The organism is Streptomyces sp. BR123, assembly GCF_013401435.1.
Taxonomy (GTDB): Bacteria; Actinomycetota; Actinomycetes; order Streptomycetales; family Streptomycetaceae; genus Streptomyces.
Map to the genome: position 1 here is coordinate 1 of NZ_JACBGN010000044.1, position 15069 is coordinate 15069.

A 15069-nucleotide genomic window follows, 5' to 3' on the forward strand; every position below is an offset into this window, starting at 1 on the left:
CCACCTAGATCTACACCGCGTGCGTACTCGGAAGCGTCAGAGGTGTATAAGAGACAGATGTGGGTCCTCACGGCCGGTCGGTCGGCGGGCGGGCGCAGCCCTCGCGCGGCGGCGGGGAGGGCGGGCAGCCGAAGGTGGTCGGTCTTCAGAGCAGAAAGCAGGACAAAAAATCTGACAATCCGAGAATCCGCGTCATGATATGCAACGGCGCGCCATAACCGGCGCACCCACCCGCTCCCCGGTGAGTCGAACGCCTGCTCCGGATAGGCTCCTTCCAAGGCCCGCGAGGGCCGTGGCGGTGAGCGACATACGGACGCGGGACGCGGGAGGCGACGGGATGACGGTCCCGGGACGCAGGAGCAGTACCTTCACGATGCTGCTGCGCAGCGGCTTCACCGACCCCTCGGCGGCGGCCCGGCTGCTCGAATCCGACGCGCTGGCCCCCGTACGCGCCGACCCGGTGCTCCTCGACGCCCTCGGCGCCACCGCCGACCCCGACCTCGCCCTCCGCGGCCTGGTCCGCCTCGCCGAGGCGCAGCCCGCAGGGGAACGGCCCGGCCTCCTCGACACCCTCGTCAGCTCCAAGCCCCTGCGCGACCGCCTCCTCGGCGTCCTCGGCGCTTCGGAGGCCCTCGCCGACCACCTCGCCCGCCACCCCCGCGACTGGCACGCGCTCGTCACCTACGAGGCCGCCGACCTGCACCCGGGCCTCGCCGAGTTCGAGCAGGGCCTGGCCGAGGCGCACGACCCCGTCGCGCTGCGCATCGCCTACCGCCGGTGCCTGCTCTCCATCGCAGCCCGCGACGTATGCGGCACCATCGACGTCGCCCAGACCGCCGCCGAACTGGCCGACCTCGCCACCGCCACCCTCCGCGCCGCCCTCCGCATCGCGACCGCGGCCGCCCCGGAGGACGCGGCACGGTGCCGCCTCGCCGTCATCGCCATGGGCAAGTGCGGCGGCAACGAGCTGAACTACGTCTCGGACGTGGACGTCATCTTCGTCGCGGAAGCCGCGCAGGCCGCCAACGGAGCCAACGGAGCCAACGGCGGGAACGGGGCGGCCAACGGCAGCACCACCGGCACCGCCGACGAGTCCAAGGCGCTCCAGGCCGCCACCCGCCTCGCCTCCCACCTCATGCGCATCTGCTCCGAGACCACCGTCGAGGGCAGCATCTGGCCCGTTGACGCCAACCTCCGCCCCGAGGGCCGCAACGGCCCCCTCGTGCGCACCCTCTCCTCCCACCTCGTCTACTACCAACGCTGGGCCAAGACCTGGGAGTTCCAGGCCCTCCTCAAGGCCCGCGCCGTCGCCGGCGACCCAGAACTCGGCGCGGCCTACATCGACGCCATAAGCCCCCTCGTCTGGCAGGCCGCCGAACGCGAGAACTTCGTCGTCGACGTCCAGCAGATGCGCCGCCGCGTCGTCGACAACATCCCCGCCTCCCAGGTCGACCGCGAGCTGAAACTCGGTCCGGGCGGCCTGCGCGACGTCGAGTTCGCCGTGCAGCTGCTCCAGCTCGTCCACGGCCGCAGCGACTCGACCCTCCGCTCCGGCACGACCCTCGACGCCCTGCACGCCCTCGCCGCCGGCGGCTACGTCGGCCGCGCCGACGCCGCCCAGCTGAACGACGCGTACCGCTTCCTGCGCGCCATGGAGCACCGCATCCAGCTCCACCGCCTGCGCCGCACCCACCTCGTCCCCGTGGACGAGGCCGACCTGCGCCGCCTCGGCCGCTCCCTCGGCCTGCGCACCGAACCCGTCGCCGAACTCAACAAGGCCTGGCGCCGCCACGCCACCGTCGTCCGCCGCCTGCACGAGAAGCTGTTCTACCGCCCGCTCCTCGACGCCGTCGCCCAGCTCGCCCCCGGCGAGACCCGGCTCTCGCCGCGCGCCGCCGGCCAGCGACTCGAAGCCCTCGGGTACGCCGACCCGGCCGCCGCCCTGCGCCACCTGGAGGCCCTCGCCTCCGGCGTCACCCGCAAGGCCGCCATCCAGCGCACCCTGCTCCCGGTCATGCTGGGCTGGTTCGCGGACTCCGCCGACCCGGACGCCGGCCTGCTGGGCTTCCGCAAGGTCTCCGACGCCCTCGGCAAGACCCCCTGGTACCTGCGCCTGCTGCGCGACGAGGGCGCAGCCGCCGAGAACCTGGCCCGCGTCCTGTCCGCCGGCCGCCTCGCCCCCGACCTGCTGATGCGCGCCCCCGAGGCCGTCGCCCTGCTCGGTGACCCCGAGGGGCTCCGGCCCCGTACGCACGAGGCCCTGGAGCAGGAGGTGCTGGCTGCCGTCGGCCGCGCCGACAGCGCCGAGGCCGCCGTCACCGTGGTCCGCGGGGTCCGCCGCCGCGAACTGTTCCGTACCGCCGCCGCCGACATCATCGCCTCGTACGGCACGGAGGACAGCCCCGCCGAGAAGGACCACGGAACCCTCGTCGACCGGGTCGGCCGGGCCGTCTCCGACCTCACCGCCGCCACCGTCGCCGGAGCCCTGCGCGCCGCCGTCAGAGACCAGTGGGGCGACACCCTGCCCACCCGGTTCGCCGTCATCGGCGTCGGCCGGTTCGGCGGCCACGAGCTCGGCTACGGCTCCGACGCCGACGTCCTGTTCGTCCACGAGCCCCGCGAGGGCGTCGACGAGCAGGAGGCCGCGAAGGCCGCCCAGGCCGTCATCGCCGAGATGCGCCGCCTCCTGCAGCTCCCCACCGCAGACCCGCCGCTGCTCATCGACGCCGACCTGCGCCCCGAAGGCCGCTCCGGCCCCCTCGTCCGCACCCTCGCCTCCTACGCCGCGTACTACCGCCGCTGGTCCCTGACCTGGGAGAGCCAGGCCCTGCTGCGCGCCGCACCCGTCGCCGGCGACCCGGACCTCGGCCGCCGCTTCATCGACCTGATCGACCCGCTGCGCTACCCCTCCGGAGGCCTCGGCGACGACGCGGTCCGCGAGATCCGCCGCCTCAAGGCCCGCATGGAATCCGAACGCCTGCCGCGCGGCGCCGACCCGACCCTCCACACGAAGCTGGGCCGCGGCGGCCTCAGCGACGTCGAGTGGACCGTCCAGCTGCTCCAGATGCGGCACGCCTGGGACGTACCGGCCCTGCGCACCACCCGCACCCGCGAAGCCCTGGCCGCCGCCCACGCAGCCGGCCTGATCCCCGCCGAGGAGGCCCAGGTCCTGGACGAGGCCTGGGTCCTGGCCACCCGCGTTCGCAACGCGGTCATGCTGGTCCGCGGCCGCGCCGGGGACACCTTCCCGTCGGAGGCCCGCGAACTGGCCGCGGTCGGCCGCTACCTCGGCTACGCGGAGGGCACGGTCGGCGAAATGCTGGACGACTACCGCCGCACCACCCGCCGCGCCCGCGCCGTCGTAGACGCCCTCTTCTACGCCGGCTAGGAGCCGGACAAAAATCGACCGAATGTGATCGATTGGAGGTCGGCTGCCATCGATTTGGTCCATCTAAATGGTGCAATGGGCCGATGTCATGGGACGAATGGGACCGGGCCAAAGCCGAAGTGGCTGCCCGCCATGAGGTGTCGATGCGCCTCAACCAGGTGCCTGCCGCCACCGGAGGCGGTGGAGACGCCGACCTCGTCGTCCAGCAGGACGATCTCGGGGCGGTGGGACACGAAGCCTTCGTCATGCACGGCCACTTACAGAGGCAGGGGGACATCGCGGGAGCCGGCACGAACAGCCTTGACTTGCGAAGACCATGTCGACACCGTGGTCTCCAGCTCGCCGCCACTGCTTTTCGTTGGCGTCTTCTCCCAAGGCGGCCAGCTTCAGGGCCCTCGGCAGCATCTCCGTGTCGAGCGACGCCATGGCCAAGCTCCACAGCGCGGGTCTGGCCCGGGAATTCGACATGCGGGGAAGTAGTTCGGTGCTGCGATACGACTTGGACTCCGGTGGCCCGGGGCCTTCTCCCGCAGACCCGGGGCGGGACGGTACCCGGCAGGATCTCGGTCGCAATGGTGACGCCCGATGACCGAGGGCCGGCTGATGCTGTGGGGTGCGCTGGTGGCGGCTGTGGTGCTGGTGACGGGCTGCTCCGGCACTGCTTCGGAGTTGGCGGGCGAGTACTGGCTGGAAGGCGTGACTCCGCAGGCAGTGGCGGAGCACCTGCAGATCGAGTTGCCCGCCACGGCAACAGACGCCAGGGCTGCGCACCGGAGAGGCCACGACGACAAGTTGCTGCTGTCCTTCGTGCTTCCCACCGGTGATGTGGACGGGTTCTTCGCAGGGTTGCGTTCCGAGCAACCCCTTTGGACCGCAACGCCGTTCAGCGGCGCCGCCGGGGAGTTCGAGCGGCTCGGCCTGCCGGAGCCGGTGTCCGCACCCGGCGCCAGGAGGGCGCAGGTGTGCGCTCCCTGCATCCAGCGCGACCTCGACTTCCTCCAGCTCGCCGTGACGCAGGTCGACGGGACCAGCAGCCGCGTGTACATCAGGGCGTTCGACTGACGTCGAGTGAGGGGGTGAGGGGGTGAAGGGTTGGGCGGGCGGCTCGATGCGGAGTGGTGCGGGCCGGTCTCGCTGCCGGACGTGGACAGCGGCTACTTCATCCACCGCCCCTGAGAAGGTCGCGGCGGGCTTCCGTGAGCACGGCCCGTGCGGATCGGCGGGGCGGGCCGGAGCCTGGACGAGGCTCGGGTCCTGGCCATCCGCGCTTGCGCGCGTCGACGCTCTCTTCTACGCCGACTGAGGCTGCGTCGGGAACACATGCGCCAGGCCGGCCTGCCACTGAGGCGTCCACTGCTCGGGGCGAGTGCGCACATGCATGTCGCGGAGACCTCATCCACCCACGCCGAAACGATTCCTCAATGGGTGTTTGCGGTGAGTCGGAAGCTTTTCAGTGCGGCCACGTAGTCGTCCGAGACTCCATCGGGCGGAAGCGAATCCAGGTGGCGGCGTGCCAGTTCTTCGGCTGCGGAAAGTGTTGTCCGGGCAAGTGCCGCAGCACTGACGAGCGCGACCGGTCCGGATCGATCAGCCACGCTGATCCCCTTCTTCGTCAGCCTGAATGTAAGCCCGAAAGAAGTGTCGGCTCCCGTGAAGGCTGCAATCTTGGTGCGCCCTTTGAGAAGCCCGTTGAGGCAGTCCATCAGCTGGATCACCGAGATGTATATCATCATGCCTCGGTCGGGTGTTTCCCCTGCCGACCCGACCTCACCCAGCTCTCCACGCCAAATCATGTCTCCGAGGTCGAATCCGCTGGGCTCGCCCTGGTCTGGGCGTACGCTGAATTCTATGATCACGGAACATTGCTCCTTCCTGCCGGTATGCATCTCGGTCTGCTCACGTGTCGACCAAGCGTATTAACAGACGCCCTGCCCGTGTTGTCCGAGGTGGTCCGCCTCAGTGGTCGGGAACGCTGACGAGCAGTTCTTTGAGGTGAAGATGCGCCCGGCGCCGTCGCCGACGAGCGTTACCTTGGCGAGGGGGCTCGCCGCCTGGTCTCGGGCCGGGGCGGGTACCAGTGGAGCGCGGTCAGTCGGACCTCGACGTCGGGTACGCAGACGGCTCGCAACACCATACCGACCTGCGCCTCGCCCGTGAGGCTCTCCAGGACGCACACCAGTTTCGCTGATAGCCGTCCTGAGATCGCTGTACCCCACCCCGTCCGGCCCGGCTTCGTCGATCAGCCTCGACGGCAGGGCGACTCAGGGCGCCTCTTCCGCGAATTCTTCCAGGGTTCGAATCAAGGTCGCGATAGCGATTCGTTCCTGTTCCGCGGAGCGCTCTGCATGAAGACCCCAGCTTTTGATGTCATGGGGGAACGCCATCCGTAGGACGATCCCTGCCCACCCGAGGCTGCCATCCAGTGCGAGCTGCCCGGCCAGCCATTTTCGATACCTGGCCAGATCGCCGTACTGGTCAGCCGCCGAAAATCCATACAAAAACGCCGCATAGCTGGAGAACTGTTCATCCAGGCCGAACATCCCAGGTCTGGCCTGCAAATGTGGGATGATTTCCGTGAGCCTCAATCGAGTGGCCTCCAATGAAGTATGTCGAGATAATCAGGTGAGAAAGACCGGCACGGAACTCGCTGCTGCAGCCGCCCACGGACTGGGACCGCCGCCCCAGGTGAGCGCTGCGGCCGTGATCGTCAAGGCCGCATTGAATCCGGCGAGCGCCAATGCGATTCCGCCCGTGGGTTGTCTTCCATGCATCTCACCTGCTCCGGATGATCACTGCTGCGGTCAGCGTGACCATATGATCGAAATGAAACACCCCTCAAGGGGTTTACGTCCCAAAGCGTTCGGTTTCGGAGGCCGGTGGCTCTCGGCGCAGCCTCACGCGGCCCTCGTGTGGCCGATCTGCTGTCCGGCTTGCCCTTGACCCGCCCCTCCTCGCGCGGAACGAGCGACGGCGTCCGGTCCGACGACCCGCGTAGTCGGGTCTCCCTCGCGTGGGGGAGGCGGGTGCATGCGGGCGGGCGATTCGCCGCGGGGCCGGCTCGGACAGGCTGGTTCCGGGCGGGAGGCGCCGGGCCCCCGCCGCACCGGGACGAGCAAGGTGGGGGACACCATGGCACAGGCAGCAGCAGCGGCGACGACCACCGCCCCGCGGGGACGGCGGGCCGGCCGGTCCGGGTACGCCGGGTACGTGGCCGCGGCGGCGGCCCTCGCGTACGCCGCCCCGCACTTCTGGTGGGGCGCCGGCATCGGAGCGACCTTCCCCGGCGACTTCGCCGGGGCCCCGCACGGGACCTGGGAGGCGGCCGTCGGCTATTGGGGGATGGGCGGCGTCGCGGTCCTCGGCGCGGTCATCGCGCTCGCGCTGGTCCGGCCGTGGGGCCGCCGGCTGCCGCGCCGCCTGCTCGCCGCTCCCGCGCTGGTCGCCTCCGTCGGCATGAGCCTGTGGGGCTTCACCTACTTCGCCCTGCAGTACCTGCTCGCCGCCGAACGCGTCGTCTCGGCCCCTGACTTCGCCGCCAAGGACGCGCATCCGCAGGCTGCGTGGGGGCTCTTCTGGTACGGGCTGTTCCTGGTGTGGGGCATCGCCCTCGGCGTGGCCGCCCGGCAGCGTCTGCGCCGCGGCCGTTGAGTCGGCGCCGCTGTCAGGCCGATGGCAGGGTCACTCGACTACGGTGACCTCGTCCGGCTTGGGGAACGGCAGCATGCCCCAGCCCATGGGCCATCCGCGCAGTCGGCCCTCACCCCGTTCGGCTTCGAGGATCCGCGGGATGCGCCGTTCCCACCACCGGCGCGGGTTCTCGTCCGGGTCGGGCCAGGGGATCGTGGCCGTCCGGAAGCGGGCGTCCAGTTCGTCGAGTTCGAGTCGGCGGAGGGCCTGCACCCGTGGCGGCAGCAGCCGCCAGACGCCGGCCAGCGCGGTCCGGCACCACAGGTCGTTGTCGAGTTCCGGCGCGCACCACCCATAACCTTCTTCCACTTCCTCCACGAGGTCCTTCCACGCCTCGAAGAGCGCGTTGAGCGTCCACGGGCGCCCGTCGATCCGACGCCCGGCGCCGGTGGAGACAGCTGCCTGCACAGCCGCGTACTCCTCAGCGGTCAGGGGCGTCTCGTCGGCGGAGTCGGGTACTTGGCGGCTCATGCGCCGACTATCGCAGGGCCCGGCGGGCCTGGTTAAGCGACTTTCGTCGGGTCCAGGGCACGGGTGCAGGGGCCGCAGCTTCCGCCGCGGGTGGGGGCGCGGTAGGCCTTGCCGCAGGATTCGCAGCACTGGAGCGGGTGGATCGTCCGGTCCGGACCGGGCGGGCGGATCGCCGGGCCGACCGGGATCGGGGGTGGGATCAGCTCGCGGAGCCGGTGCGCCAGGAGCCCGTACGGGGAGTGGATCGGGGTCAGGGGAAGGCTGCGGGTCAGGGTGGCGCCGACCGCGCTCGGGGTCAGGCCGCGGTCCAGCCAGGCCGCCACGGCCGGGGCCAGCCGGGTCACGTCCCGCTGCGACAGCACCAGCCGGGGGTCCCGCAGCCGCAGCCGGGCCAGCAGCGAACGCGCCTCCGTCTCCGTCTCGGGGGTCGGGGCGGTCTCCGGCTCCGGGAGCGGGCCTGGGTCTGGTTCCGCTTCCTGGGGCTCGGGTGCCTGGGGCTCCTCGTCCGGGGGTGTGGGGTGGCCACCGCCGTCGCCGTCCGGGTCGGGTGGCTCGTCGCCCCTCTTCACCTCCGCCCTGAGGGCAGGCGGGTTGTTGTACGACACCGTGTACGTCACGACCCGGCCCGACGGCAGCCGCTCCTGGTAGCGGCCCAGGTAGCCGTGCTGCTCCAGCTCGCGCAACGCCGTGGCGATCCGTACCTCGCCCTCGGGGAAGCGCGCGGCCAGCGCCTTGATGGTCACCGGCGCGCCGGGTGGCAACGACTGGATGTGCGTGCCCAGCCCGATCGCAGTGAGACTCAACTCACCGTGCTGAGCGAGGTGGTTGCCGATCACCACGAAGCGGATGTGGTGGGCGCGGTTGTTGTGTCGGATGCCCGACAGGGCGCGCGCGGGCGCGCTAAGCTGCTGGTCAGCCATGAGGAAGTTCTGGTCTTCCGGTGTGGTCAGGCCCTCGCGGCGGGATGGCAGTCCCATGCGAGGGCCGATTGCGTTTGTGGGGGTCCTTCGTCCGACGCCGACTCTGCACTGCGGATCGGCAATTGGGCCAGCCAGGTTGGCGTAATTCACCCGACCGGGTGAGAGGGGGAGGGGGGAGGTTGGGAAAGGTCATTTCCCCCGGTTGTTTATCCCTAAGCGTCGAGCCTTACCGGGGAGTGGTCCACCGGGTCGTGAAAACCTCGATCCGGTGAAAGCGGGCCACCCAGGTCCAATTCCGCCCACACCGTTTTCAGGGGTGCGGGACCGCGATCCGTTCCCCAGCGGTCGGACAGACTCGACACCAGAACGAGCCCGCGTCCCGATTCCGCTTGGGGTGAGGGGAGCTGCGCTTCCGGTGGCGGTACGGCCTCGGCGCGGGTGTCCGACACCTCGATACGGAGCGTAGGTCCGTGATTGATGTACAGACGCAGCCGGAAGCTCCGTCCCTGGACCCTTCCGTGCGTGACCGCGTTCGCGGCGAGCTCGGCGACCACCTGCGCCGCTTCGATGAACGGAAGCCCACGTTCCGCGAGTTGGTGCACGGTGAGGGCGCGAGCCAGGCGAGCACCGCGCGGGGTTGCAGGGAGGGTGGCGTCGAGGGAGATTTCCTGATTCACGTGACTCAGCGTGGCCGTCCGTGCGTAACCTGAACAGAGCCGAGGACGCTGTGTACAGCGGTTGTCCAGGGCTGTCCCGTGCTGTCCTCCCGGTCAAAATCGGAGGTGGAAGTGAACGCAGACGGTGCCGACGAATCGAGCTGGGAACTCGATCCGGAGGACGAATCCGGGGCGGTGATCGCCACGGTGGGACGCCAGTTGAAAATGTGGCGCGAGGCGGCAGGTCTCGATGCGGCGCAGTTCGGCAAGCGGATGGGTTACGGCCCGAATCTGATCTACAAGATCGAACGCGGCACCCGCATTCCCCGCCCCGAGTTCCTCGACAAGGCGGATGAGGTGCTGGAGGCGGGTGGGAAGATCGCGGCGATGAAGGTCGACGTGGAAAAGGCCCGCTACCCCAAGAAGGTCCGCGATCTGGCCAAGTTGGAATCCGAGGCGATTGAGTTGGGCGCCTACGGGAACCACAACTTGCACGGACTGCTTCAGACCGAAGACTACGCGAGGGCGCTGTACGAGATCCGGCGGCCTGCCTACTCGCCGGACCAGGTGGAGCGCTACGTCGCGGCGCGCATGGCCCGCCAGGTGATGTTCCATCGGCAGCCGTCGCCCGCACTGACCTTCGTACTAGAGCAGGTCACGTTGGAGAGGCCGATCGGGGGCCGGGACGTGCTGCGCGGCCAGTTGGAGCGCCTACTCGATGTCGCTGCGATGCGTAACGTTGAGATCCAGGTGATGGCGACTGGGAGCGAGGACCATGCTGGGATGGGTGGCGACATCCAGGTGTTGAAGCTGCGCAGTGGTTCCACTGTCGCCTACTGCGAGTCGCAGGTGGCGAGCCGCCTGATCACCGAGGCGAAAGACATCCAGGTTCTGGAACTGCGCTATGGGATCATCCGATCACAGGCTCTCAGTCCCCGAGAGTCGCGAGCCTTCATCGAGAAAGCGCTGGGTGAGACATGAGTATCAAGCCCTCTGCCGAGGACTCTTCGGCGCTGGAGTGGGTCAAGAGCAGCTACAGCGCGAGCAACAGCAACGAATGCGTCGAGGTGGCCTGGACCAAGAGCAGCCACAGCGCCAGCGACAGCAACGACTGTGTCGAGGTCGCCCACCTGCCCGGCACCATCCTCGTCCGCGACTCGAAGGTCCCCGACGGCAGCCGGGTCGCGCTGAGCCCCGCCGCCTGGGCCGGATTCGTGGCCGTCGCCGGTGCTGCCTAGAACACGGCTCCGGAAGCGGAGCGTAAACGCGGCCGCCGAGACGGTGCTCCGGCTGCGGCGGCCGCGTCCGGCGGCCTGGGACACCATCGTCGAGGCTGCCTGCTGTGGCAGCCCGGAGGTCTACTGGTCGGCCCAGCAAGTGATCGTCCAGGCCGGTCGGGCCGCGGCCCCCTACGCGGACCGGCTTGCGGCTCGCCTCGACGGGCTGCTCCGCGGCACCGAGGACTACCTGATAGCCGATCTGGCGGTCGCCCTCGCCGGCGTGGGCGACGTGCGGGCCATGGCCGGACTGCACCGCCTCGCGGCGCAGGAGCGGCTCTGGCGGGACTGCAGCCACCTCTCGCCCGCGCTCGCGGCGCTTCCCGCGGCCGAGTTGCTGCCCCTGCTGCGGCGCGAACTGGGGGCGGATCCGGCCGCCGCGGAGAACGCCCCCGCCCTCGCCGTCCTCTCCGCCTGGGGTTCCGAGGCGGCCCCCGCGCTGCCGGAGGTGACGGCGTGCCTGGAGGGGCCGTACGCCTACGACGCCGCCCGCGTCCTCGGCCGGATCGGGCCCCCGGCGGCAGCCGCCGCGGGCCGGCTGGCCGAGTACGCCACCGGGGCGGGCCGACCGCCCGGCCCGTACGGGCCCGACGCCCGGGGCACCTGGCACGGGGTGCGGATGGCCGCCTGGGCGCACTACCGCGTGACCGGGGACGGCTCCCTCGCCCTCCGCCGCTACGCGGCCGACCTGGGCTCCGGCCTCGGCAGCCGCGTCCTGCCCTACCTGGCGGACTTCGGGCCGGCCGCCGCCCGGCACACCGGTGCGGTGCGTGCGCTCATGGACTCGCCCGGGGCCTGGACGCGGGTGGCCGCCGCCCACGCCTGGTGGCGGATCACCGGCGATCCGGAGCCGGCCGTACCGGTGCTGCTGGCGGCCGTCGACCCGGAGTGGGACGGGCACATCGCGTACCCGACGCCGCGCGCGGTCCGGCACCTCGGCGAGATCGGCGCCCCGGCCGCCGCCGCAGAACCCGTACTGACCCGGCTGCTGGAACGCGGGACACGGCTCGGCCACCCCTGGCAGAGGATCCGGATCCTCGCGGATGACGCCTTCAGCCGCACCCTCACCAAGGCCCTGGCCGGCCTCGGGCCCCGCAGTCCCGCATGACCGTCGGCCGACACAAGGACGGGGTCAGCGAAGAGCGGCGCGTTCGTCGACGTGGGTAGTCGGTGCGCCCAGGAACAGGTCGGTCGGCGCCGGGCCGTTGGCGATGTTCAGTGTGTCGAGGCGGTAGGTCCAGTCGCCGCTGCATGTGCCCGCGAAGCGGTAGTTGACCTGCCAACGGAGCCATTCGCCGCGGGCGAGGCGGACTGCTGGAGGACGCCGCCACCTGCGTGGCATGCCGAACGGTGTGACAGTCAGCTGGACCCGGAGCAGGCCGTCGGCTTCGTGTAGGAGCACACCGGTGTCCGAGCCGGAGTCGGGTGGGCCCTCGTGTGTCTCGAAGTGAGGCCGGAAGCCGTCGGCTTCGTACATGAGCACGCTGTGCACGAAGGGCGGTGCCACGGGCGGCAGGGGAAAGGCCATGGGCGCCTTGTTCCGGTGCGAGGCCGCGAGCCCGCCGCGGGACCGCTTGGTCCATGACGTGCAGACCCACTGCACCACCGTTTCCATGTGTCTGATCCTCCGACGCGACGGTGACCTGCCGCTACTGCGTTTGCGTGGTCCCATAGATGCCCCTCGTATACGAAGGGGAGGAAGCCATCTCGGATCCCGGGATAACCGCTGGCCGGGGGTCCGCGGGCGCTGTTTGGATGCGGGGATGACGAACGAACTGCCCGACGGCTACGAGATCTCCACCGACCCCGCCCGGCTCGACGTCGGCCTGATCCACCGCTGGCTCTCCGAGGACGCGTACTGGGCCCTCGGCCGCAGCCGACAGAAGCAGGAGGACGCCATCGCGGGCTCCCTGAACTTCGGCGTCTACGACCAGGCCTCCGGGGCCCAGCTCGCGTACGCCCGCGTCGTCACCGACCGGGCGACCTTCGCCTGGCTGTGCGACGTCTACGTCGACCCCGGCGCCCGCGGCAAGAGGCTCGGCGGGGCGCTCGTCGAGGCGGTCAAGGCGCACCTGGAGCCGTACGGGCTGCGCCGGATCCTCCTCGCCACCGCCGACGCGCACGCCGTATACGCCCGCTCCGGCTTCACCCCGCTCGACACCCCGCAGAAGTGGATGGCCTTCGGCAACCAGTAGGGCCGCCCGTACCTTCGGACGGCGGAGCGTCAACGTTCGCCGTCGGCCGGGGCTAACCCTCGCCGAGGATGCGCAGTTTGTGCTTGTCCTTGAAGTACGCGTAGTCCTTGAGGTTCAAGGTGGCCAGCGGCAGGTCGTAGGTGAGGCAGCAGGCGGCGATCCACATGTCGTTCGTCGGCTGCGGCCGCCCGCCCTGCCTTCCGGCAGCGGAGAGCTTGCCCCAGGTGGCGGCGACGGCTTCGTCGCCGGGGAGAACAGGGATGCCGGAGAGCCAGTCGGCGAGTTCCTGCCGGCGGAGGCTGCCCCAATTGCGGATCTCGGTCCACTGGGTCAGTTCACCGAAGGTGACGAAGGTGATCAGGGGCTTGCGGCCGATCAGGCGGGTGGCCAGCGGGCCGGTGAGCTGCCCTTGTGGGTGAGGGAGGCGACGTCGGTGTCGAGGACGACGGGTTGCATGGCGCTCAGGCGACGTCGCGTCGGCGCTCGGCGTGGATGAAGGCGAGGAACTCGTCCAGTTCCTCGTCGGACTCGAAGGTGTCGGCCTTCAGATCGTCCAGGGAGGTGATCGGCTGGGTGTTCTTCGCGGCCAGCAGTTCCTCGACCGTCAGCCGCGGCCGGAGCGGCGGATGGATCGGGCGCTCGGATTCCGCTGCACTCACGGTGAGGACCTCCCCGCTGACACTGGTCACTGCCTGCCGAGGGCCATGGTACGGCCGCTCGCCCGCCCGCCGCGGTCGTCAGTGAGAGGTCAGTGCAGGTCGGCCTGGAAGCCGTGGCGGTGGTCGGCGGGGCAGGTGAAGATCCGGAGGTCGCCGTAGCGGCCGACGACCACGCCCGTCTCCGGGTCGCTGGCCGCGGTGAACAGGAGCGTCATGGGCGTGCCGCAGTCGGTGCAGTCGAACACCCCGGGGTGGTTCAGGTGCCAGGTGGGCCAGCCGCCCAGTTTCCAGCCGGCGAGGCGGGTGATGACGTCACCGCCCTCCGGGCCGGTCGCGCGGACCAGCTCCGCCAGCCGCGGGCGGAGCTCCTCGGGCAGTTCCTCCCGGTGGGGGAAGTCGGTGACCTGCTCGGCGGTGAGGGTGCAGGCCCGGGGCAGGTAGCCGTCCTCGTCGTACCGCGTCGGCGCCGGCGGGTCCCCGAGCCGGCTCGTCACGTCGGCGGCGCGCCGCCACAGCAGCTCGACCACGGGGGCGGTGTCGGCCTGGTGGGCCGGCGGGTCCCAGTGCTCGTTGGGGCACCACAGGATCTGGAGGAGGTCCGTTCCGTCGGGCCACCAGGGGCCGGGGACATCCCGCCGGAAGATCTGGGCGACCGGCACCATGGGTGCGGCGGGCCCACCGTCGGGGCCGGTCTCGCCGGGGCCGCCGGTCTCGTCGGGCAGGGAGCACACGGGCCACGGCTCGTCGGCCGGCCACAGCAGTGGGCCGCCGATCGAGCTGCGCTCGCAGTCCGGTTCCCCGCGCTCGGGGTGGAGCAGGACCGCGTCCCGCGCGTACGGGGCGAGCTCGGGCAGGGCGGCGAGGACCGCCTCGGTCGCCGGCCGGCCGGACGGGGCGAGCGTCATCGCGGGCTCAGGACCGCGGGGTCGGGGTGCGGAACCGGTTCAGCAGAGCGGCCGTCGCCGGATGCGGGTCCGTGTGCACGGGGTGGCGGGGCAGGCGGTGAGGCATGTCGCCGTACCACGTGCGGGACGCCGCGTACCCGAAGGCGAGGCACAGCATGCCGCCGGCCGCGTCCAGCCAGAAGTGGTTGGCGGTGGCGACGATGACGACCAGCGTGGCCGTCGGGTAGAGCAGGCCCAGGATCCGCGCCCACGGCGCCGCGGCCACCGCGTAGATCGTCAGCCCGCACCACAGCGACCAGCCGATGTGCATGGACGGCATGGCGGCGTACTGGTTCGACATGTTCTTGAGGTTGCCCGAGGCCATCGAGCCCCAGGTGTGGTGGACGAGCACCGTGTCGATGAAGTTCTCGTTCTCCATCAGCCGCGGCGGGGCGAGCGGGAAGAAGTAGTAGCCGACCAGCGCCACGCCCGTGGTGGCGAAGAGGACGAAGCGGGCGGCGGCGTACCGCCCCGGATGCCGGCGGTAGATCCAGGCGAGCACGCCGAGGGTCACCACGAAGTGGAGCGTGGCGTAGTAGTAGTTCATGCCGACGATCAGCCACGTCACCGAGTTCACGGTGTGGTTGACGGTCTTCTCCACCGCGATGCCGAGGGTGTGCTCGATGTGCCACAGCCAGTCGGCGTTCGCCAGGGCGATCGACTTCTGCTCGGGCACGGCGTTGCGGATGAGCGAGTACGTCCAGTAGCTGACCGCGATGAGCAGGATCTCGAACCAGATCCGGGGCCGGCGCGGGGCCCGCAGGCGGGTGAGGAGGGTGTGCCGGTGTTCCGGACGGGCCTCGTCGTCGACCACGGCGGGTGACGAGACGTCCGTCCTGGTTTCCAGTGTCTTCACGCTCGTTTCACCCATG

General features: G+C 70.7%; 17 protein-coding genes and 1 pseudogene. 7 read left to right on the top strand and 11 right to left on the bottom strand.

Features of this window, described 5'->3' with window-relative positions:
* Window positions 1-337 precede the first annotated feature (337 nt).
* The gene (locus HYE82_RS10240) at window positions 338-3388 is read left to right on the top strand and encodes a bifunctional [glutamine synthetase] adenylyltransferase/[glutamine synthetase]-adenylyl-L-tyrosine phosphorylase (RefSeq protein ID WP_179173650.1); all 3051 of its coding nucleotides are present in this window, start codon (window positions 338-340) and stop codon (window positions 3386-3388) included.
* 86 nt (window positions 3389-3474) lie between these two features.
* Here the strand turns inward: HYE82_RS10240 and HYE82_RS10245 are convergent, their stop codons facing one another.
* The gene (locus HYE82_RS10245) at window positions 3475-3645 is read right to left on the bottom strand and encodes a hypothetical protein (protein ID WP_179173651.1); all 171 of its coding nucleotides are present in this window, start codon (window positions 3643-3645) and stop codon (window positions 3475-3477) included.
* A 328-nt stretch (window positions 3646-3973) separates the two neighbouring features.
* Here HYE82_RS10245 and HYE82_RS10250 point away from each other — a divergent pair, with 328 nt between their 5' ends.
* Window positions 3974-4450: a hypothetical protein gene (locus tag HYE82_RS10250; RefSeq protein ID WP_179173652.1), complete on the top strand. Its 477-nt coding sequence runs from the start codon at window positions 3974-3976 to the stop codon at window positions 4448-4450.
* A gap of 356 nt (window positions 4451-4806) precedes the next feature.
* Here HYE82_RS10250 and HYE82_RS10255 read toward each other — a convergent pair whose 3' ends face one another.
* Window positions 4807-5244, bottom strand: a complete 438-nt coding sequence (locus HYE82_RS10255; protein WP_179173653.1) for a hypothetical protein — start codon at window positions 5242-5244, stop codon at window positions 4807-4809.
* A gap of 405 nt (window positions 5245-5649) precedes the next feature.
* The gene (locus HYE82_RS10260) at window positions 5650-5973 is read right to left on the bottom strand and encodes a hypothetical protein (RefSeq protein ID WP_179173654.1); all 324 of its coding nucleotides are present in this window, start codon (window positions 5971-5973) and stop codon (window positions 5650-5652) included.
* Between the two features lie 544 nt (window positions 5974-6517).
* Here HYE82_RS10260 and HYE82_RS10265 point away from each other — a divergent pair.
* Window positions 6518-7036, top strand: a complete 519-nt coding sequence (locus HYE82_RS10265) for a DUF3995 domain-containing protein (protein ID WP_179173655.1) — start codon at window positions 6518-6520, stop codon at window positions 7034-7036.
* A gap of 30 nt (window positions 7037-7066) precedes the next feature.
* On the opposite strand, the gene HYE82_RS10270 is transcribed toward HYE82_RS10265, so the two are convergent.
* From HYE82_RS10270 to HYE82_RS10280, 3 genes are all read right to left on the bottom strand, one after another.
* Window positions 7067-7546 (bottom strand): hypothetical protein, encoded by a 480-nt coding sequence (locus tag HYE82_RS10270; RefSeq protein ID WP_179173656.1) that lies wholly within the window; start codon window positions 7544-7546, stop codon window positions 7067-7069.
* 32 nt (window positions 7547-7578) lie between these two features.
* Window positions 7579-8523 carry a helix-turn-helix domain-containing protein gene (locus HYE82_RS10275; protein ID WP_179173657.1) on the bottom strand — a complete coding sequence of 315 codons (945 nt, stop codon included), beginning with the start codon at window positions 8521-8523 and terminating at the stop codon, window positions 7579-7581.
* A 155-nt stretch (window positions 8524-8678) separates the two neighbouring features.
* Window positions 8679-9143 (bottom strand): ATP-binding protein, encoded by a 465-nt coding sequence (locus HYE82_RS10280; protein WP_309144260.1) that lies wholly within the window; start codon window positions 9141-9143, stop codon window positions 8679-8681.
* A gap of 111 nt (window positions 9144-9254) precedes the next feature.
* On the opposite strand from HYE82_RS10280, the gene HYE82_RS10285 reads away from it, so the two are divergent.
* From HYE82_RS10285 to HYE82_RS10295, 3 genes are read left to right on the top strand one after another with little or no spacing between them, the layout of a single operon-like run.
* Window positions 9255-10103, top strand: a complete 849-nt coding sequence (locus tag HYE82_RS10285) for a helix-turn-helix transcriptional regulator (protein WP_309144262.1) — start codon at window positions 9255-9257, stop codon at window positions 10101-10103.
* Window positions 10100-10360: a DUF397 domain-containing protein gene (locus HYE82_RS10290; RefSeq protein ID WP_179173658.1), complete on the top strand. Its 261-nt coding sequence runs from the start codon at window positions 10100-10102 to the stop codon at window positions 10358-10360. Before HYE82_RS10285 ends, HYE82_RS10290 begins: the two co-directional genes overlap by 4 nt.
* Window positions 10361-10403: 43 nt before the next feature.
* Window positions 10404-11507 carry a hypothetical protein gene (locus HYE82_RS10295; protein ID WP_179173659.1) on the top strand — a complete coding sequence of 368 codons (1104 nt, stop codon included), beginning with the start codon at window positions 10404-10406 and terminating at the stop codon, window positions 11505-11507.
* Window positions 11508-11531: 24 nt separating this feature from the next.
* Here HYE82_RS10295 and HYE82_RS10300 read toward each other — a convergent pair whose 3' ends face one another.
* Entirely contained in the window at window positions 11532-12014 is a 483-nt protein-coding gene (locus HYE82_RS10300; protein WP_179173660.1) for a hypothetical protein, read from the bottom strand.
* A 148-nt stretch (window positions 12015-12162) separates the two neighbouring features.
* Between HYE82_RS10300 and HYE82_RS10305 the strand changes: the two genes are divergently transcribed.
* The gene (locus HYE82_RS10305) at window positions 12163-12594 is read left to right on the top strand and encodes a GNAT family N-acetyltransferase (protein WP_179173661.1); all 432 of its coding nucleotides are present in this window, start codon (window positions 12163-12165) and stop codon (window positions 12592-12594) included.
* Window positions 12595-12766: 172 nt separating this feature from the next.
* Here HYE82_RS10305 and HYE82_RS39485 read toward each other — a convergent pair.
* The 4 genes and pseudogenes from HYE82_RS39485 to HYE82_RS10325 form a co-directional block, all read right to left on the bottom strand.
* A pseudogene (locus HYE82_RS39485) lies at window positions 12767-12985 on the bottom strand (type II toxin-antitoxin system VapC family toxin); the annotation flags it as partial.
* Between the two features lie 70 nt (window positions 12986-13055).
* Window positions 13056-13253: a hypothetical protein gene (locus HYE82_RS10315; protein WP_179173662.1), complete on the bottom strand. Its 198-nt coding sequence runs from the start codon at window positions 13251-13253 to the stop codon at window positions 13056-13058.
* Window positions 13254-13342: 89 nt separating this feature from the next.
* A complete protein-coding gene (locus tag HYE82_RS10320) occupies window positions 13343-14158 on the bottom strand; it encodes a hypothetical protein (protein WP_179173663.1) in 816 nt (271 codons plus the stop codon).
* Between the two features lie 7 nt (window positions 14159-14165).
* Window positions 14166-15068, bottom strand: coding sequence for a phosphatase PAP2 family protein (locus HYE82_RS10325; RefSeq protein ID WP_179173664.1), 903 nt, complete (start codon window positions 15066-15068; stop codon window positions 14166-14168).
* Between the last annotated feature and the right edge of the window lies 1 nt (window position 15069).

Excerpts from the sequence above, each read along its gene's own strand:
- HYE82_RS10270 (WP_179173656.1), bottom strand. The coding sequence starts at position 7,546 with ATGAGCCGCCAAGTACCCGACTCCGCCGACGAGACGCCCCTGACCGCT.
- HYE82_RS10265 (WP_179173655.1), top strand. The coding sequence starts at position 6,518 with ATGGCACAGGCAGCAGCAGCGGCGACGACCACCGCCCCGCGGGGACGG.
- HYE82_RS10250 (WP_179173652.1), top strand. The coding sequence starts at position 3,974 with ATGACCGAGGGCCGGCTGATGCTGTGGGGTGCGCTGGTGGCGGCTGTG.
- HYE82_RS10240 (WP_179173650.1), top strand. The coding sequence starts at position 338 with ATGACGGTCCCGGGACGCAGGAGCAGTACCTTCACGATGCTGCTGCGC.
- HYE82_RS10320 (WP_179173663.1), bottom strand. The coding sequence starts at position 14,158 with ATGACGCTCGCCCCGTCCGGCCGGCCGGCGACCGAGGCGGTCCTCGCC.
- HYE82_RS10305 (WP_179173661.1), top strand. The coding sequence starts at position 12,163 with ATGACGAACGAACTGCCCGACGGCTACGAGATCTCCACCGACCCCGCC.
- HYE82_RS10290 (WP_179173658.1), top strand. The coding sequence starts at position 10,100 with ATGAGTATCAAGCCCTCTGCCGAGGACTCTTCGGCGCTGGAGTGGGTC.
- HYE82_RS10325 (WP_179173664.1), bottom strand. The coding sequence starts at position 15,068 with ATGGGTGAAACGAGCGTGAAGACACTGGAAACCAGGACGGACGTCTCG.
- HYE82_RS10300 (WP_179173660.1), bottom strand. The coding sequence starts at position 12,014 with ATGGAAACGGTGGTGCAGTGGGTCTGCACGTCATGGACCAAGCGGTCC.
- HYE82_RS10275 (WP_179173657.1), bottom strand. The coding sequence starts at position 8,523 with ATGGGACTGCCATCCCGCCGCGAGGGCCTGACCACACCGGAAGACCAG.